The organism is Synechococcus sp. CBW1107, assembly GCF_015841355.1.
Classification (GTDB): Bacteria; Cyanobacteriota; Cyanobacteriia; order PCC-6307; family Cyanobiaceae; genus Regnicoccus_A.
In genome coordinates this window covers 1956923-1974939 of the sequence record NZ_CP064908.1, presented here as the reverse complement: position 1 = coordinate 1974939, position 18017 = coordinate 1956923, and the positions used below count along the sequence as shown (strand labels likewise).

The 18017-nt window shown below is 68.8% G+C and carries 15 protein-coding genes and 2 pseudogenes; 8 read left to right on the top strand and 9 right to left on the bottom strand.

The window, feature by feature from the left end:
* The first annotated feature begins 11 nt into the window (after window positions 1-11).
* Both I1E95_RS10175 and stpA read left to right on the top strand, forming a co-directional pair.
* A complete protein-coding gene (locus tag I1E95_RS10175; protein WP_197161992.1) occupies window positions 12-1475 on the top strand; it encodes a glycoside hydrolase family 13 protein in 1464 nt (487 codons plus the stop codon).
* Window positions 1472-2740, top strand: a complete 1269-nt coding sequence (gene stpA, locus I1E95_RS10170; RefSeq protein ID WP_197161990.1) for a glucosylglycerol 3-phosphatase — start codon at window positions 1472-1474, stop codon at window positions 2738-2740. Before I1E95_RS10175 ends, stpA begins: the two co-directional genes overlap by 4 nt.
* Here stpA and nadC read toward each other — a convergent pair.
* A complete protein-coding gene (gene nadC, locus I1E95_RS10165; RefSeq protein ID WP_231594557.1) occupies window positions 2719-3621 on the bottom strand; it encodes a carboxylating nicotinate-nucleotide diphosphorylase in 903 nt (300 codons plus the stop codon). The two genes, stpA and nadC, sit on opposite strands and share 22 nt — an antisense overlap.
* A 39-nt stretch (window positions 3622-3660) precedes the next feature.
* Entirely contained in the window at window positions 3661-5013 is a 1353-nt protein-coding gene (mnmE, locus tag I1E95_RS10160) for a tRNA uridine-5-carboxymethylaminomethyl(34) synthesis GTPase MnmE (RefSeq protein WP_197161988.1), read from the bottom strand.
* Here mnmE and I1E95_RS10155 point away from each other — a divergent pair.
* Window positions 4994-5524 (top strand): DUF2062 domain-containing protein, encoded by a 531-nt coding sequence (locus I1E95_RS10155; RefSeq protein ID WP_231594556.1) that lies wholly within the window; start codon window positions 4994-4996, stop codon window positions 5522-5524. The two genes, mnmE and I1E95_RS10155, sit on opposite strands and share 20 nt — an antisense overlap.
* Here I1E95_RS10155 and I1E95_RS10150 read toward each other — a convergent pair.
* The 3 genes and pseudogenes from I1E95_RS10150 to I1E95_RS10140 all read right to left on the bottom strand — a co-directional run.
* Complete coding sequence (locus tag I1E95_RS10150; RefSeq protein ID WP_197161985.1) at window positions 5485-5670, bottom strand: hypothetical protein; 186 nt, start codon at window positions 5668-5670, stop codon at window positions 5485-5487. The two genes, I1E95_RS10155 and I1E95_RS10150, sit on opposite strands and share 40 nt — an antisense overlap.
* Before the next feature lie 35 nt (window positions 5671-5705).
* Window positions 5706-5903, bottom strand: a pseudogene (locus I1E95_RS10145) (hypothetical protein); the annotation flags it as partial.
* Between the two features lie 64 nt (window positions 5904-5967).
* Window positions 5968-6707, bottom strand: a pseudogene (locus tag I1E95_RS10140) (protein adenylyltransferase SelO family protein); the annotation flags it as partial.
* Between the two features lie 59 nt (window positions 6708-6766).
* On the opposite strand from I1E95_RS10140, the gene I1E95_RS10135 reads away from it, so the two are divergent.
* A complete protein-coding gene (locus I1E95_RS10135) occupies window positions 6767-8386 on the top strand; it encodes a hypothetical protein (protein WP_197161982.1) in 1620 nt (539 codons plus the stop codon).
* Window positions 8387-8435: 49 nt separating this feature from the next.
* Complete coding sequence (locus I1E95_RS10130; protein ID WP_197161980.1) at window positions 8436-8753, top strand: hypothetical protein; 318 nt, start codon at window positions 8436-8438, stop codon at window positions 8751-8753.
* A gap of 142 nt (window positions 8754-8895) precedes the next feature.
* Here I1E95_RS10130 and I1E95_RS10125 read toward each other — a convergent pair whose 3' ends face one another.
* Complete coding sequence (locus tag I1E95_RS10125; protein WP_197167383.1) at window positions 8896-11295, bottom strand: bifunctional (p)ppGpp synthetase/guanosine-3',5'-bis(diphosphate) 3'-pyrophosphohydrolase; 2400 nt, start codon at window positions 11293-11295, stop codon at window positions 8896-8898.
* A 105-nt stretch (window positions 11296-11400) separates the two neighbouring features.
* Here I1E95_RS10125 and I1E95_RS10120 point away from each other — a divergent pair, with 105 nt between their 5' ends.
* Together I1E95_RS10120 and I1E95_RS10115 are read left to right on the top strand one after the other, a co-directional pair.
* Window positions 11401-13020: an ABC transporter ATP-binding protein gene (locus I1E95_RS10120; protein WP_197161977.1), complete on the top strand. Its 1620-nt coding sequence runs from the start codon at window positions 11401-11403 to the stop codon at window positions 13018-13020.
* A gap of 3 nt (window positions 13021-13023) precedes the next feature.
* Window positions 13024-14334 carry a ClC family H(+)/Cl(-) exchange transporter gene (locus I1E95_RS10115; protein WP_197161974.1) on the top strand — a complete coding sequence of 437 codons (1311 nt, stop codon included), beginning with the start codon at window positions 13024-13026 and terminating at the stop codon, window positions 14332-14334.
* A gap of 25 nt (window positions 14335-14359) precedes the next feature.
* Here the strand turns inward: I1E95_RS10115 and I1E95_RS10110 are convergent, their stop codons facing one another.
* The 3 genes from I1E95_RS10110 to I1E95_RS10100 are packed head-to-tail and all read right to left on the bottom strand — an operon-like array spanning window position 14360 to window position 16628.
* Window positions 14360-15337 carry an RluA family pseudouridine synthase gene (locus I1E95_RS10110; protein ID WP_197161971.1) on the bottom strand — a complete coding sequence of 326 codons (978 nt, stop codon included), beginning with the start codon at window positions 15335-15337 and terminating at the stop codon, window positions 14360-14362.
* Window positions 15334-16245: a ribosome biogenesis GTPase YlqF gene (gene ylqF / locus I1E95_RS10105; protein WP_197161969.1), complete on the bottom strand. Its 912-nt coding sequence runs from the start codon at window positions 16243-16245 to the stop codon at window positions 15334-15336. The genes I1E95_RS10110 and ylqF overlap by 4 nt, the downstream gene beginning before the upstream one ends.
* Window positions 16245-16628 carry a universal stress protein gene (locus I1E95_RS10100; RefSeq protein ID WP_197161966.1) on the bottom strand — a complete coding sequence of 128 codons (384 nt, stop codon included), beginning with the start codon at window positions 16626-16628 and terminating at the stop codon, window positions 16245-16247. Before I1E95_RS10100 ends, ylqF begins: the two co-directional genes overlap by 1 nt.
* Before the next feature lie 137 nt (window positions 16629-16765).
* Between I1E95_RS10100 and pgk the strand changes: the two genes are divergently transcribed.
* Complete coding sequence (gene pgk / locus I1E95_RS10095; protein WP_197161964.1) at window positions 16766-17971, top strand: phosphoglycerate kinase; 1206 nt, start codon at window positions 16766-16768, stop codon at window positions 17969-17971.
* Window positions 17972-18017 lie beyond the last annotated feature (46 nt).

The following is an 18017-nucleotide window of genomic DNA, read 5'->3' as shown; positions in this document are numbered from 1 at the left end:
TGGGGCAAGCGATGGGATTTGCAACGGCTGCAGCCTCGTCTTCGGCATCGACGGCGGCACCGGCCTGGGTGGCCGAGGCCGTGGTGTATCAGATCTTTCCCGACCGTTTCCGCCGCAGCGGGCGGGTGGCCGCCCAGGACGGGCTTGAGCTGATGCCCTGGGGCAGCGACCCGGCCCTGCAGGGGTTCCAGGGGGGTGATCTCCATGGGGTGATCGAGGGCCTCGACCACCTCCAGGGACTGGGGATCACCTGCCTGTCACTGAATCCGGTGTTCGCCTCAGCCGCCAATCACCGCTACCACGCCTACGACTACCAGCAGGTGGATCCCCTGCTGGGGGGCAACGAGGCCCTCGAAGCCCTGATCGAGGCCGTGCACCGGCGCGGCATGCGCCTGATCCTCGATGGTGTGTTCAACCACTGCGGCCGGGGCTTCTGGGCCTTTCACCATCTGCTGGAAAACGGCCGGACGTCTCCCTACCGCCACTGGTTCCACGTCGAGCACTGGCCGTTGCACCCCTATCCAGCGGCAGGCCAGACCTGCGGCTACCACTGCTGGTGGAATGATCCGGCCCTGCCGAAATTCCGCCACGACCATCCGCCGGTGCGGCGGCACCTGCTGGACGTCGCACGCACCTGGATCGCCGCCGGGGCCGATGGCTGGCGGCTGGATGTCCCCGATGAAGTGCCGGGTGACTTCTGGGACACCTTCCGGCGGACCGTGCGCGCTGAGAACCCGGAGGCCTGGATCGTGGGGGAGATCTGGGGCGATGCCCGCCCCTGGCTGGGGGGGACTCAGTTCGACGGGGTGATGAATTACCCGCTGGCCTGGAGCATCCTCGGCTATTTCGGCGCCGAGAACGTGCCTGGAGAGCTGAAGCTGCCGGCCCTGCCTGAACCTCCGTATCAGCCCCTCGACCGGGCTGGCTTCGAGCACCGCATCAGTGAGGTTCTCGGTCGCTACAGACCAGCGGTGAACCGCTCCATGCTCAACCTGCTCGATGGCCACGACACCCCAAGGGCCCTGCATGTGCTCGGTGGCGATGAGGCTGCCCTGCGTCTCTGCCTGCTGTTCCTTTTCCTGCTGCCAGGGGCCCCGTGCGTGTACTACGGCACTGAGATGGGCCTGGATGGAGGACCGGAACCGGGCTGCCGTGAGGCCTATCCCTGGGACGTCCCCGGCGGTGCGCTGGCCGGCTGGCTGAGAGAGCTGGCCGCCCTGCGCCGGCGCCTGCCGGCATTGCGCTCGGACGCTCTGAGCTTTGGCGGGAGCCACCACGACGACCTGCTGCTGGTCCGGCGCGGCGAGGGCCGGGAGCGCGTGTGGGTGGCGATCAACCGCGGTGATGAACCGCTGCCCCTGACACCCCCATCCCCGGCGACGACACCGCTGTGGGCGAGCGCTCCGGCAGCGGCTGGACACACCACATCCCTGGCCGCACGCTCGGCGCTGATCCTGGCGGACCCCAAGCCATGAACGCCCAGGCAAGGCCACCGGCCCGGAGCAGGATCAGCCCCGCTGAGCTGCTGGATGAGCTCAGCACAGGCAGAACATGGTTGCTGGTGCAGGACCTCGACGGGGTCTGCATGGAGCTGGTGCACGATCCGCGCCGCCGCCGGTTGGATCCCGACTACGTGCGGGCCACCCGGCAACTGGACGGACGCTTCGGGGTGCTGACCAACGGCGAGCATGAGGGCAGCCGCGGCGTGAACCGGCTGGTGGAGCAGGCCCTGGCCGGCACAGCCGACCCAGCCGTCGAGGGGTTGTACCTGCCAGGACTGGGAGCCGGCGGTGTGCAACTGCAGAGCCGCCATGGCCGGCTCACGCACCCGGGGGTGAGCCAGGCGGAACTGTCGTTCCTGGCCTCGGCACCGGCCTGGCTGAGAGCGTCTCTGGGGGAGCGGCTGCCGGCCCTGCTGCCCACGGCGGCCCAGGAGCACAGGGCCGGGCTGATCGAGATGACCGTCCTCGACAACCCCCTCTCCCCCAGCCTCAACCTCAATCCGCTGATGGCGGCGGTGGGGGAGCAGCCCGGCCGGCGGCCGCAACTGCAGGCGCTGGCCCTTGAGCTGATGCAGGCCTTGCTGGAGCAGGCGGCTTCGGCCGGGCTGAAGGAGTCGTTCTTTCTGCATCTGGCCCCCAACCTCGGCCGCGATCTCACCCCTGACGGTGTCCGGGAACGGCTCATGCCGGCGGAACGGAGCAGCTGCGGCACCACGGATTTTCAGCTGATGCTGCGCGGTGGCCTGAAGGAGGTGGGTCTGCTAGTGCTGATCAATCACAGCATCCACCGCCGCACGGGCACGGCACCCCTGGGCCTGGAGTTCCACGGACGCGACGCGCCCCTCGACCATGCCGGACTGCTGGACCTGTGCCGAAGCGCCATCGATCCAGCCCTGATGCCACGGCTGGTGGGGGTGGGTGACACGATCACCTCTCAGCCGGCGGCGGCGGGCGGAGGCTGGCTGCGAGGGGGGAGCGACCGTGGCTTCCTCACCCTGCTCCAGGAACTGGGAGACGCCTTCGGGACCACGAACCGTGTGGTCCTGGTGGACAGCAGCGGAGGCGAAGTGGATCGGCCGTCACTGGCCGATGGCCGCCTGGAGGGCCTCAGTGATCCAGAGGATCCCCTGTGGATCGACACCACCATGCCTGGCGGACCGAGGCAATACATCCGCTGGTTCCGCGACCTGGCAGCACGCCGGTCAACGGAGGCCCTTCAGGCCAGCACCGGGTCGTAGCGCATGCTCAGATCCAGCCAGGGACTGCGGGTGACCGCGGCGCTGGTGGAGATGAGATCGATGCCGGTGACGGCATAGGACCTCAGCTGTGCAGGATCCACCCCGGACGCCTCCAGCACCACCGCTGAACCCCGCCCCAGCGCCTGCCTGCGCAGCTGCGGCACCAGCGCCAGCAGGGCCTCCGGAGTGAAGCCATCGAGCAGCACCCCGTCGGCGCCGGCATCCACGGCCTGAACCGCTTCGGCTGCACTTTCGGCTTCGACGATCACTCGCGCCGTCCAGGGGGCCGTGGCTCGCACCGCAGCAACGGCTCGGGCCACTCCTCCGGCCCAGGCCAGGTGGTTCTCCTTGAGCATGGCGGCATCATCAAGGCCGCAGCGGTGGTTGATGCCGCCACCGCAGCGCACCGCATACTTCTCCATCAGGCGCAGCCCTGGGCTGGTCTTGCGGGTGTCGGCCAGTGCCACGCCCGTGCCGCTCAGCTCAGCCACCAGCGCCGCCGTGGCGGTGGCAATGCCCGAGAGACGCATGGCCAGATTGAGGGCCGTGCGTTCCCCCGCCACAAGGGCCGTCGCCGGACCGGCCAGCTCCAGCAGCCGCTGATCGGGCTCCACCGGCTCCCCGTCCGCCACGAGCAGGCGCACCTCCACCGTGGCATCGAGGAGGCGGAAGAGCGGCTCCACCAGCAGGCCTCCGCAGAAGATCCCACCACTCCGGGCCATCCAGCTGGCCCGGCCCTGCCGGCCCACCAGCGCGGCCGCGCTGAGATCCCCTCGGCCGATGTCCTCCGCCAGCCAGGACCGCAGCAGGGGCTCCAGCCGGGGCTGGCTGAACAGCGAAGCGGCCGGGACGGCACTCTCAGGGATGGCCAACGGCAGCACGGGTGGACCTGGTTCACCATCCTGATGGCCTGGGCGGGCCTACTTGCCGATGCAGAAGCGGGAGAAGACCCGATCGAGCACCGCCTCGTTCACCTCTTCGCCGGTGATCTCTCCGAGGCTGCGGGCGGCCTGGCGCAGGTCGATGGTCCAGAAATCCCAGGGCAGGCCGGCGGAGGCCGCCGCCAGGGAGTCGTCCAGGGCCGTGGCGGCGGCCTCCGCCAGATCCCGCTGGCGGGCATTGAGCGCCACCTCCAGCCCCTGGCCCAGGCTGTGGCCGCAGCGGGACAGCAGGGCCTCGGCCAAGGCCTCGAGGCCGCTGCCCGTGAGGGCACTGATCACCACATCAACCTGGGCCGGGGGTGCTCCTGCGGCCCTGTCAGCTTTGTTGCCCACCACAAGCGACGGCACGCCTGCGGGCATCTGGGCATGGAGCTCCGCGTCGGCTTGTGTCCAGCCCTGAGCGAGGTCCACCAGCAGCAGCACCGCGTCGGCGCTGGCCAGGGCCTGGCGGCTGCGTTCGATGCCCAGCCGCTCCACAGGGTCGTCGGTGGAGCGGATGCCCGCGGTGTCCAGCAGGGTGAGCGGCACCCCCTGCAGCACCAGTTCGCTCTCCAGCAGATCGCGGGTGGTGCCCGGCAGCTCGGTCACGATCGCGCGCTCCCGGCGGCTGAGGGCATTGAGCAGGCTGGATTTGCCCACATTGGGGCGGCCGATGATCGCCACCTTCAGTCCCTCGCGCAGCAGCTGGCCCACGCTCGCCTCCGCCACCAGAACCTTCAGCTCCTGACGCACCGCCTCCAGCTCCACCACCAGGGCCTGCGGATCGAGAGGGGGCAGATCCTCCTCGAAGTCAACCCGGGCCTCCAGCTCCGCCAGCTGATCGAGCAGACGCTCCCGCAGGGTGCCGATCCGCCGCTGCAGGCCGCCATCGAGGCCCGCCAGGGCCAGCTGGGCCGCCCGCCGGCTTCTTGCCGTGATCAGGTCGCTGATCGCTTCGGCGCGAGTGAGGTCGAGCCGGCCGTTGAGGAAGGCCCTCTGGCTGAACTCCCCCGGCCGCGCCCGGCGCGCACCGCTGCGCAGCACCAGGTCCAGCACATGGGACACGGCGATCAGACCCCCGTGGCAGTGCAGCTCCACCACGTCCTCGCGGGTGAAGCTGCGGGGTGCCTTCATCAGCAGCAGCAGGGCCTCATCCAGCCGCTCCCCGCTGCCTGGATCGCGCACATGTCCGTAAAGCACGCGATGACTCCCCCAGGGCTGATCCCCGGGCGCCTCGAAGAGGTCGCGACCGATGGGCTCCGCCTGGGGTCCGGAGATTCTTACGATCGCCACACTTCCCTCTCCGGGCGCCAGCGCCGTGGCAATCGCAGCAATGGTGTCGTCCGAGTCCAAGCAGCCCGATGGCCAGGGTCCCCGCCAGTCTCGGTGGCGTCGATGGTGGACCGGCGCCCTGATCCGATTCCGGCGCTGGATCCGCTGGCTGTGGGAGCAGGAGGGAAGCCACGGCCAGCGGGCCCGCGGGCTGGCGGCAGGGGTGTTCTGCGGCTGCTACCCCTTCTTCGGGCTCCAGACCCTGCTTGGAGTGGCTCTGGCCAGCCTGGTGAGAGGGAACCATCTGCTGGCGGCTGCCGGGACCTGGATCAGCAACCCGCTCACTTATGTGCCCCTCTACTGGTTCAACTACCAGCTGGGCTGCTGGCTGCTGGGACCCGGCCATGGCTGGCCCAGCATGGCCGTGCTGAAGGAACAGGGGATCTGGGAGCTGGGCTGGTCCTTCTCCAGCCGACTGCTGCTGGGCTCGACGATCGTGGGGACCGTCAGCGCATCCATGCTGGGGGTGATCTACTGGCGCTGGCTGGAACGTCAGCCGCCGAACCCAGGGCAGAGCATCAGATCGATGTGACCTCCGCTGGGTTGACGCCATTCACGGAACTCCTCGGCCAGAGCCTTGTGCTCCCTGCGCTTCTGGACTGCATCAAGGGCCTGGAGTCGTTGATGCACCAGATCCAGGGTGTCGTCGATCAGTTGGGCGGCTTGTTCGGAAGTCATGGCAACACATGCCAGAAGGGAATCGGTGAAGGAATTCAGACAGAATCCTGCGCTTGAAGCTGTAGCGCCGAGCACCCGGATCCGGCGCTGTGGCTGGATCCGCACCGGTCCAGCCAGTCATGCAGGGGTTGCCAGTCATCGCGCTCATCGATGCCCGCCCAGATCCTCTCGATGCAGGACCGCACCGGCGGTTCCGGCAGATTCCAGCGCCGCAGGGTGGTGGCGATCGTCGCCTGCCGTTCACTCGAAAGGGCCGAACCGGTGGCCCACCAGGCGTCACGCCAGGCTTGCCAGGTTTAGCGACATGTTGTCGGTGTTGAGCACCCCGTGCGTGAAGCCGGCGGCCATCCACTCCGCCGCCAGCCGTGCCACCCGCTCCACCAGCTCGCCGTAGAAGGCCAGCAGCGCCGGTTCGCTGGTTCCGCCGGACACTTCGGGATGGGCGGCGACGATGCGGGGGTAGTGGTTCGCCACCACATGGCGCAACAGACGCTCGAGGGCTGCGGGCTCTCACCGGTGCAACAGCCGCTCGCAGCTGCCGAAACGCAGGTGGGTGCGGGCCATGCGCACCATCACGGAGCTGCGGGTCGGAGAGGGCTCGTCCCCCCGCCAGAGGTCCTCGCCTGTTTCCACCAGGCTGAGGGTGCGGCTGGTGGTGACACCCAGTCGATGCAGGGGGTGGTGCCGGAGCCCTTGGTTCCCAGGTCCTGCAGGTCCCCCCGGCGATGGCGCAGCTGCCCGTAAAGGAAGCCGCGACCGTCTCCCAGGAAGGGGTTGTCGCTGCCGAACTGAAAGCCGTGGTAGCTCAGCGCCAGCAGAGGGGTGCGCGCCTCGAACCGGCCATAGGCGGCTTCCAGATCCTGATCACGGACGGCGGCCGGATCCAGGCCGAGCTGGGCCAGCAGATCATCGTTGCGGAAGCGCAACCGGGTGAGTGGGAAGCGGGCCGCCTCCACCACGTCCCAGTAGTCAGGGCCGAGACCCTCGAGCGACGACTCGAACGGCAAGGCGAGCAGCGGATTCGGACGCTCGTGCATCACCCGGGTCGCCCTTGGCTGGTCGCACCCTAGAAACGAGGCTCGAGACCAGGTCGACCGTGCTGGAATCACCCTCCGGACCAGCAGCTCGTCAGCCGGTCGGGATCGCCCTCACCGGGCTCTGGCTGCTGATCGCCGCAGGACTGGTCCTGCGGCTCTGGCAGGCACCGACGGCCGCGGGCCACTACGACCTGGATGTGGACACCTACCTCCATCTGGGCAGAAGGCTGCTGCACGGTCGACTGATGTACGAGGAGGGCTTCAACGCCAAGTGGCCGATCATCCAGGTGCTCTATGCACCCTCGGCCTGGCTGGGATCGATCCGGGCCCACCGGATGCTGACCCTGCTGCTCAACCTCGGCGGCGGCCTGCTGCTGGCCCTGGCGATCCGCCAGCTGGCCCGAGGCGGCCTGCTGCCGCTGCGGGATGGCTCGCTGGTGCCGGTCGGCGGCGCCGTTCTGTACGTGACCATGAGCCAGAAGATGCTCGGCGGCCTCTCCGGCCATCTTCACCAGTTCGCGAATGCCTTCCTGGTGGTTGCCCTGGCCGTGCTGGCCCTGCAGTTGCCGAGCACGCGACGGGCCGGCCTGGCAGCCGTGGGCTTCTGCCTGTTCCTGTCGGTGGCCGTGCGTCCCAACCTGCTGCTGCCCCTGCTGCTGGTGACGCTGACGCTGCTGCCCTGGCCGGGATCCTGGAGCCGTCGGCGGCGCCTGAGCGGGCTGGGCTGGCTGACGGCGGGCGCCGGGCTGGGGGCCGTGCTGATGGGGCTTCCCTACCTGGGGATCAGCGATGGACCGGCCCGACTCTGGGCGGGAGCAGTGCTTCTGCCGCTGGAGTGGAGCGCCCAGCGCCCCGGGGACCACCAGGGCCTGGGTGAACTGTTCAGGCAGGTGGCGGGAGCATCGGTGGCGGGGGTGGAGCTCTGGATGCTGCTGGTGATCCCGCTGCTTGGGGTGGTGAGCCTGGCCCGTCAGGCCAGGCGAGGCCGGGGAGGTTCCTCCGCTCGGAGCCTGATGGTGCCGCTGCTGAGCCTGGTGTTCCTGGGGGGGTTGATCCTCTCCTTCAGCTCCACCCACTTCTGGAGGCATTACGTGCTGATGGCGATCGTGCCGGTGGTGCTGATCGTGGCCAGCGGCATGGCCGCCCTGGAGCGGTCCTCCAGCCTCGGACTGCGGCGAACAGGCACCGCCTTCGCCCTTGCGCTCTCGCTGATCCTGGTGAACAACGTCTTCGTGGCGGAGATCCTGGCCGTCGGGGCAGACGCCAGGGCAGCGGATGCGGTGGAGGTCGATCGGGAGCGGTTGATCCAGCAGCTGCGAACCCTGAAGGGAGAGGCTGGCACGTTCACCTCACCCCAGGATTTCTCCCTGCACTGGCAGCTGGATCAGCCGTCCTCCACCGTGGGAGTTCACCCCAGCTGGAGCCTGGATCCCTACGGGATGCGGCGCTCCTGGGCAACCGATCGGATCGGCCTGGCCATCAGCGACGAACAGGCCTGTGCCCAGCTCACCGACCCGCGCCACCGTCACCTGATCTGGACCCGCACCGGGAGGGGAGGTCGCCACAGCGAAGACTTTCTTCTGGAGTGTCTGAACCGCGACGAGCACACCTGGCGGGAGATCACCCAGGACATGGGGCTCACCTCCGGGGCGATCAGGGTCTTCCGCAGAACCCCGTGAGCTGGGGGGGGGCCCATGGCCCCGGTCAAGGGTGGCAGCGCCAAGCAGATTGTGTCCTGACCAGTTCGCCAATGTCTTTCCGGTGCTCGGCGTCTATCTGCTGAGCCTCGCGGCCGATGAACAGGACACGACCTGCAGCCTCAGGCGTTGGCGCCTGCGCGTGGCCGCTGCGAGCTTCGCCCTGCTGGTGGTGGCCCTGCCCCTGGCAGGTCTGCCCATCTGGAGCCTGATCCTGATGCCCGGCGCCGGCCTGCTGCTGATCGCCAGGCGTGCCTGGGGGGCCGGGACGAGACCCCAGGAGCGGCCTGCCTGTGGGCCAGGCCCAGATCTGCGCCCAGCTGCTTCAAGCCTGCGAATCGCCACCTGATCTGGACCCGCACCGACCCTGAGGGGCCCAAGACCGAGGACTTCCTGAGGCAGTGTCTCAAGCCGGACAAGGGTGGCTGGCAGGAGCTCAACGGGGAGCTGGGACTGCGCACCGAAGAGTTCAAACTGTTCCGCCGCGAGGCCTAACCGATGCCGGTGCGGCAGATGTCGAGCACGTCAGCCATCGAGCGGATCTGATCCATGGTGGTGCCCAGCTGACTGGCGCTGGCGAGCTCGACCTTGAGGTCGATCCGGGCGGGTTTGCCGTAGGAGGTGCGCACCCTGGCGTCACTGACGTTGATGCGGCTGTCGGAAAGGCGCGTGAGGATGTCCTTGAGCACGCCGACACGATCCAGCACCTCGATGCGGATCTGCACCGGATAGCGGCGGCGCTGCTGGTCGGCCGCGGGATTCCAGCGCACGGGCAACCGGCGCTCGACCGGGACGGCAGCCACGTTGCTGCAGTCCTGGCGGTGAATGGTGATGCCATGGTTCCCCAGGGCGACACTGCCCACGATCGCCTCGCCGGGGAGGGGACAGCAGCAGCCCCCAAGCCGGTACTCCAGGCCCTCGAGCCCCAGGATCGGGCTGCCGCCGCTCTCCGCAGGAGACGGCGGGGGCAGCATGGGCTGGTCCGAAACGCTGCGGGCCAGATCTTCGTTGCTGAGCACCGGTGCCGCAGCCGCGGTGCTGAGGCGCACCTCCTCACGCAGACGGTTGACCACCTGCTGCAGAGTGACGCCACCGAAGCCGAGGGCGGCCAGCAGGTCCTCGGTGCCCACCAGATTGCAGCGGCGGGCCACCTTGGCGATCGCCTCGCCGTTGAGCAGAGCGTCGAAGCCGTCACGTCCCAGCTCCCGCTCGAGCATGGCGGTCCCCCGCTGGATGTTGTCCTGGCGGTGGCTGCGCTTGTACCACTGACGGATGCGGTTGCGGGCGGTGGGTGTCGCCACGAAGTTGAGCCAGTCGAGGCTCGGATGCGCCGACTTCGCCGTGATGATCTGCACGAAGTCACCGTTGCGCAGCGGCGTGGCCAGCGGGCAGAGACGGTCATTGATGCGCACGCCCTGGCAGTGGTTCCCCACTTCCGAGTGGATGCGGAAGGCAAAATCCACGGCCGTGGAGCCCTTGCGCAACCCCACCACATCCCCCTGGGGCGTGAACACGAAAACCTCCTCGTCGAAGAGGTCTTCCTTGATGGACGCGAGGTAGTCGCTGCTGTCCTCGCCGCCATCATCCTGTTGCCAGTCAACCAGTTGTCGCAGCCAGTTGAAGCGTTCGGCGGCACCGGCCGAGGCCGGTGATCCCCCCTCCTTGTATTTCCAGTGGGCCGCGATTCCGTACTCCGCCACCTGGTGCATCTCGGTGGTGCGGATCTGCACCTCGATCGGCCGGTGGCGGCCGATGACGGCCGTATGCAGGGACTGATAACCGTTGGGCTTGGGCAGTCCGATGTAGTCCTTGAAGCGGCCGGGGATCGGGCGGAAGGTGTCGTGAACCACCGCCAGGGCGCGATAACAGCTCTCGAGGTTGGGCGTCAGGATGCGCAGGGCCGCCACATCGAAGATTTCGTGGAAGGCCTTCTGCTGCATCTGCATCTTGCTCCAGATGCCATAGAGATGCTTGGGCCGGCCACTCACCTCGCAGTCGTGCAGACCTGCGCCCCGAAGCCGTTGCATCAGCAGGGCCACCGTCGCGGCCAGCCGCTCCTCCCGGTCACTGCGCTTGCTGGCCACCTGCTGCTTGATCTCGTTGTAGGCCTCGGGCTCCAGGATCTTGAAGGCGAGGTCTTCGAGTTCCCACTTGAAGCGGCCGATGCCGAGGCGGTTGGCCAGGGGTGCGTAGATCTCGCGGGTTTCGCGGGCGATCCGCTGCTGCTTCTCGGGCTTGAGGGCCCCGAGGGTGCGCATGTTGTGCAGTCGGTCCGCGAGCTTCACCAGCACCACGCGGATGTCACTGGCCATGGCCAGGAACATGCGGCGCAGGTTCTCGGCCTGGGCTTCGGTGTGGTTGGTGAAGTGAATGCCGCCCAGCTTGGTGACCCCCTCCACCAGAGCGCGCACCTCGGCACCGAAATGAACCTCGAGGTCTTCAGGTGTGACATCGGTGTCCTCGACCACGTCGTGCAGGAAACCTGCGGCGATCACCCCAGCGCTGGCGCCGATGTCGCGCAGCAGGTCAGCGACGGCCACCGGATGAATGATGTAGGGCTCGCCTGTGGCTCTCACCTGGCCGTCGTGGAGCTGGAAGGCGAAATCAAAAGCGGCCGCCAGCAGAGCTTCAGGATCGGTGGGGCAGGTCTCCCCATCGGCAGGGGGCACGTGGAGGATGCACTCCCTGAGCCACTCGGGCAGTTTCACCCCGTAGTCGTCGGGGGTGCGGATCGGCCTCCGTCGCAGACCTGGGGCCGGGGACGACTCACCCTCCGGGGGCGGCGGATCATCACAGCCAGCGACCAGCCCCGGGCTCAGTCCGGCAACCAGATCGGTGCCGAAGCTCTCGCCCGCAACGTTGTCCTTGATTCCAACGGCGGTATCGAGCATCACCGGACGCTTCTGCACCCATCGTATGCAGATCACGCAACAAAACCACGGCTGCAGCCGCAGCTCTCCCATGCTGGGCCAGCACGTCCTGATCCGCCGCGTCCCATGGCCGTCATGCGTGCCACCGAGCCGGTGCTGGAGATCAGCGATCTGATCGTGAGCTACCCGGGCAGCAGCGGAGCGCCGACCCTCGATGGCCTCAACCTGCGCCTGGGCTCCGGTGACACCCTCGCGCTGGTGGGTCCATCCGGCTGCGGCAAGAGCACGGTCGCGCGGGCCGTGCTGCAGTTGCTCCCACCCGGCAGCCGCTGCAGCGGCGGCCTGCGGCTGGCCGGCGAGGACCCCCGCGAGCTGAAGCGTCCGGCCCTGCGCCGACTGCGGGGTGAGGCCGTGGGGCTGGTGTTCCAGGACCCGATGACGAGGCTGAACCCGCTGCTGCGCATCGGTGAGCACCTCAGCGACACCCTCTCGGCCCATCGTCCCGACTGGGATCGGGCCAGGGTGCGCCAGCGGGCGCGGCAACTGCTGGAGCGGGTGGGCATCGGCACGGATCGCTATGGGAGCTATCCCCATGAGTTCAGCGGCGGCATGCGCCAGCGGCTGGCGATCGCCCTGGCCATGGCCCTGGAGCCGGCGCTGGTGATCGCCGATGAGCCCACCACCAGCCTGGATGTGGCCGTGGCGGCCCAGGTGATGGCCGAGCTCACCGACCTCTGCCGGGACAGCGGCAGTGCCCTGCTGCTGATCAGCCACGACCTCGCCATGGCGGGGCGCTGGTGCCAGCGCATCGCGGTGCTCGACCATGGTCAGGTGGTGGAGGAGGGCCCGGCCGGCGGCCTGCTGAGCGCTCCGAAGGCACCGCTCAGCCAGCGGCTGGTGGCGGCGGCCCGTGCCCGGGAAGGCAGCCACACCCCGCCCTCGACCGACACGGCACCCCTGCTGGAACTGGAGGAACTGCGCTGCTGGCATCCCCTACCCTCGGCACCCTGGCGACGGCGCTGGCTGAAGGCCGTCGATGGAGTGAGCCTGCGCCTTGGGCCGGGCGAAACCCTCGGGGTGGTGGGAGCATCAGGCTGCGGCAAGAGCACCCTCTGCCGTGCCCTGATGGGTCTGACGCCGGTGCGGGGCGGTCGCGTGAGCCTGGAGGGCCGCGACCTGCTCCGGATGGGCGGGGCCGAGCTGGCCCGGGCCCGCCGCAGCCTGCAGATGGTGTTCCAGGATCCGCTGGCCTGCCTCAATCCGAGCATGACAGTGGGGGAGGCGGTGGCGGATCCGCTGCTGATCCATGGCCTGGCCAGCCGCTCCGAAGCCCGGGCCAGGGCCCGTGACAGGCTGGCCACCGTTGGGCTGGAGCCGCCGGAGCTCTACGAGAACCGCCTGCCGCGTCAGCTCTCCGGCGGCCAGCAGCAACGGGTTGCGATCGCCCGCGCCCTGGTGCTGGAGCCGAAGGTGCTGCTCTGCGATGAGAGCGTGAGCATGCTCGACGCCGAGGTGCAGGCGGAGGTGCTGGCCCTGCTGCGGCAGCTTCAGGGCCGTCTCGGCCTGGGCTTGATCTTCGTGACCCACGACCTGGCTGTGGCCGGCGGCTTCTGCCAGCGGCTGATCGTGCTCGACGGGGGGCGAATCGTGGAGGAAGGGCCCGCCGGAGCGATGCTCGAGCGGCCCCAGGCCGTGATCACGCGCCAGCTGGTGGAGGCCTGCCCCCGGTTGCCGGCACCGGCCTGAGCCATGTCCGTCCAGCCCCCGACACCCCGGCAGAAGATCAGGCACCTGCTGAGGCTGTTCCTGCTGGTCAATGCGATCGGCATCGGTGTCGCCGTGGCGATCTGGGTCTACGGACTGGAGATCCAGACCGTGAATGCCGTGCGCCTGCAGCTGGCCAACCACCTGCCTCGCTGGTTCGTGCTGCCGCTGATGGGCCTGCTGGGGGGCGGCATCGCCGGAGCCCTGATCAGTGGTGTGGAGCCCGGAGCCAAGGGATCGGGGATCGTTCAGGTGATGCTCTGGCTGCGGGGGGTGCCGGTGCCCATGGGCTGGAGGGTGGCGGTGGTGAAGCTACTGGCCAGTGGCGTGGCGATCGGCGGGGGGATCCCGGTGGGGCCCGAGGGGCCGTCGATCCAGATCGGAGCCTCCCTGGCCAGGGAATCCGCCGATCGGCTCTCCAGGAAAGACCCTCAGCAAAGCCTGGCGGTGGCCATCGGCAGTGGCGCCGGGCTGGCGGCCGTGTTCCACTCCCCCCTCGGTGGCGCGATGTACACGATCGAGGAGCTGCTCAAGCGCTCCGACGTCCGCACCAACGCCATCGCCACCTTCGCCACCTTCGCCACGATCGCCTGGACCCGTCTGCTCACAACGGCATCGGTGGGGCCGGCCTGGCTGAGGGAACTGATGCCGATCATCCCCTACCCCAGCCGCCTCGATGATTTCCGTCTGGTGGATGTGCCGATCCTGCTGGTGCTGGGGGCGCTCGCCGGTGGCCTGGCGGTGCTGTACCAGCGGGGGATCCTGCGGCTCCGCCTGACCCTGCGGCCCCTGCGGCTGGCGGCCTGGCAACTGCTGCCGCTGGTGGGTCTGATGATCGGCCTGGGCTGGTCGCTCCTGCCGGACAGCTTCGACAACCCCGACAGCCTCGACTTCGACGCCCTGCTGGGGTTGAGCGCCCCCTCCACCGCCCTGCTGGCGCTGGGGGTCCAGGGGGTGGGCACAGCCGTGGCCGTGGCGGCAGAGGCCCCGGGCGGCTTTCTGGCACCGGCCCTGGTGGTGGGGGCCTCCCTGGGCACCCTGGTGCAGCAGCTCTGCCTGCTGCTGTTCTCCTATGCCCCGGCCACCTTGCTCTTCGCCGGCGGCGGCGCCTTCCTGGGGGCCCTCACGCGCACCCCGCTGACGGCCATCCTGCTCACCTTCGAGCTGAGCAAGAACTACGCCTTGCTGCTGCCGATCGGCTTTGCGGTGCTCACCGCCATCGCCGTGGCCGACCAGCTCGAGCGACTCACCCTGTTCGACGTGATGCTCGAGGAAGCCAGCCCAGGCTCCCGCTGAGTGCACCAGGGCCCCCGTCTGCCGCTCAGACCGTCAGATCCTCGACGCGGTGGGGGTTGAGGCGCTGACGCAGGGAGGTGAGCAGGGCCTCGAACACCGGCGGCAACGGAGCCTCGAAGGCCAGACGCTCACCGCTGATCGGATGATCGAGGCCGAGGGCCACCGCATGCAGGGCCTGGCCAGGAAGCTCCAGCGGCAGCTTGCGGCAGCGGCTGTAGGTGGCATCACCCACGATCGGATGGCCGATGTGGGCGCAGTGGACCCGGATCTGATGGGTGCGGCCGGTGTCGAGCCGGAAGCGCAGCAATGAGTAATCGCCGAGGCGCTCGATCAGGGTCCAGTGGGTGCAGGCGAAGCGCCCCTTCTCCTCGGCCACCACGGCGTACTTCTTGCGATCGGCGGGGTGACGACCGATCGCCCCCACGATCGTTCCACTCCCGAGCGCCGGTGACCCATGCACGACGGCCAGGTATTCCCTTGAGGCCACCCGTTTCTGGATCTGCACCTGCAGCCGCACCAGGGCTTCCTGGCTCTTGGCGACCACGATGCATCCGGTGGTGTCCTTGTCGAGGCGATGCACGATTCCAGGGCGCATCTCGCCGCCGATCCCGGGCAGATCGGGACAGTGGTGCAGCAGACCGTTCACCAGCGTGCCGTCGCGGTTACCCGGAGCCGGATGCACGGTGAGGCCCGCCGGCTTGTTGAGCACGATCAGGTGGGCATCCTCGTAGAGCACATCGAGGGGGATCGGCTGCGGCATCAGGTAGGGCAGTGGCTCAGGCGGCGGCATCCACAGCTCCACCTCGTCGTGGAGTCGCAGGGGAGTCTTGGCCCGCCCCGTGACGCCATTGACCCGCACGTAGCCGGCCTCGATGAACTTCTGGATGCGGGCCCGGCTCTGCTCGGGCCGCTGGGCCACGAGCCAGCGGTCGAGCCGCATCGGCAGCGGCTTCGGGTACTGGAGCGTGAGCAGCTCCCCCTCTCCTTCACCGAAGCCCGTCATGCCGGATCAGGAGGCAGTTCCAGGGCGATCGGGCCGAGAAGGGAGCGGCGGAAGTCGTCAAGCAGGCGCTGGGCCATCCGGGCGGTGTCGCCGCTGGTGTGGCGTGCGGCGGCGGCCTCCAGCCAGTTCCAGCCATCCATCGGGGAGGGCACCGGCACGCTGTAGCGCCCGAGCACGCCTCCGGATGAGATCCCCGCCGCCGGGTGCCGCTGCAGCGACTCGAGCAGGTGCAGGAACGCCACGGCCACGGCCTCGCCGTCATAGGCGGCCTGGCCGATGTCGTCGCAGAGGGCCAGCAGCAGGGCGGCGCGCTGGTCATCGAGGCGTGGCGGCAGGACGCCGGGGGCATCGAGCAGATCCAGCTCCTGGCCCAGGCGCACCCAACGCAGGGTGCGGGTGACCCCGGCACGGCGGGCGCTGTCGACCACCTTCTGGCGCACGAGGCGGTTGATCAGGGCCGATTTGCCCACGTTGGGGAAGCCGAGCATGAGGGCGCGCACCGGCCGCGGCCGCATGCCCCGGCCTGCCCGGCGGGCGTTGAGCTGGGATCCGGCGCGGATCGCAGCCTCCTGCAACTGCTTCACGCCGGTGCCCACCTTGGCGTCGCACCACCAGGGAGTCTCGCCCCGCTCACGCAGCCAGAGGTCCCAGGCCTGGCGGGCCGCTTCGCTGATCATGTCGCGGCGGTTGATCACCAGCAGACGCGGCTTGGCCTTCATCCAGCGCTGCAGGCGGGGATGACCGGTGGCCCGGGGAATGCGGGCATCACGCACCTCGATCACCAGGTCGACCTTGGCGAGCTGGGTGAACAGCTGCCGTTCCGCCTTGGCGATGTGCCCCGGATACCACTGGATTGCGGGAGCCGACTGGCTGAGGCCCTCGCCAGCGGGCGTGGCGATGCCCTCCATCAAGGCACCACCAGCACAGGGCAGGGGGCCAGCTGGATCACCCGCGACGCCGTGCTGGGCTGATCGGCATCGAGGGACAGTCCGCGGGTGCCCATCACGATCAGGTCGGCATCGATCTCATCGGCCACATCTCCGATCACGAAGGCAGGCCGCCCTTCCCGCTCGATGACGTCACAGGCCACACCAGCCTGCTCGAAATGGCTGCGGGCCTGCTCCAGAAGTCGCGCCACGGCAGCGGCATCGTGCATCACGCCCTCTTCGGCCTCCACCACGGAAAGCACCACCAGGCGGCTGCCGTGCTGCTGGGCCAGCTTCAGGGCAAAGGCCGCCGTGTCCATGGTCTGGCGGCTCTGGTCGATCGGAAACAGAACAGTGTTGAACATGGGTTCGCCATCCAGTGGTCGCCATCCCGGCGCAAGGGTCGGACAGAACGCGCCGCCCCACTTGTCCTAGCGCCCGCCTGGGACCCGGGCCGGGGGCCGCAGGTTAATCTCTCCCATCCTCGACCTCCCCAGACCCCATGGCGAAGCGATCCCTGACCAGCCTGTCCGCGGCCGATCTGCAAGGCAAGCGTGTTCTGGTGCGGGTCGACTTCAACGTACCTCTGGATGAGAGCGGTGCCATCACCGATGACACCCGCATCCGTGCGGCCCTGCCCACTATCCACGACCTCATCTCCAAGGGCGCCAGGGTGATCCTGGCCGCCCACTTCGGCCGGCCCAAGGGCGAGGTGAACGACGCGATGCGCCTCACACCGGTGGCCGTCCGTCTGAGCGAGCTTCTGGGCAAGCCGGTCGTCAAGACCGACAGCTGCATCGGCCCCGATGCCGAGGCCAAGGTGGCGGCCATGGCCGACGGGGATGTGGTGCTGCTGGAGAACGTGCGGTTCTTCGCCGAAGAAGAGAAGAACGACACCGAATTCGCCAAAAAGCTGGCGGCCCTGGCCGAGGTGTACGTGAACGACGCTTTCGGCGCCGCCCACCGGGCCCATGCCTCCACCGAAGGGGTGACCGAATACCTCAAGCCGAATGTGGCCGGTCACCTGATGGAGAAGGAGCTGCAGTATCTGCAGGGCGCCATCGATGAGCCCAAGCGTCCCCTGGCGGCGATCGTGGGCGGCTCCAAGGTGAGCAGCAAGATCGGCGTGCTCGAAGCCCTGATCGACAAGTGCGACAAGGTGCTGATCGGCGGCGGCATGATCTTCACCTTTTACAAGGCCCGTGGCCTGGCGGTGGGCAAGAGCCTTGTCGAGGACGACAAGCTCGAGCTGGCCAGGGAGCTGGAGGCCAAGGCCAAGGCCAAGGGCGTGCAGCTGCTGCTGCCCACCGACGTGGTGCTGGCCGACGCCTTCTCACCCGACGCCAAGACGCTCACCACCTCGGTGAACGTGATCCCCGACGGCTGGATGGGTCTGGATATCGGCCCGGATTCGCTCAAGGCTTTCCAGGCTGCCCTGGCCGACTGCAGGACGGTGATCTGGAACGGGCCGATGGGCGTGTTCGAGTTCGACAAGTTCGCCGCCGGCACCAACGGTGTGGCCCACACCCTGGCGGACCTGAGCGCCAAGGGCTGCTGCACCATCATCGGTGGCGGGGATTCGGTGGCGGCGGTGGAAAAGGTGGGTGTGGCCGAGAAGATGAGCCACATCTCCACCGGCGGTGGTGCCAGCCTCGAACTGCTGGAGGGCAAGGTGCTGCCGGGCGTCGCCGCCCTCGACGACGTCTGATCGCCTGATCGGCACAGGCCAGGGACGTGGGGGCAGGCTTGGGCGA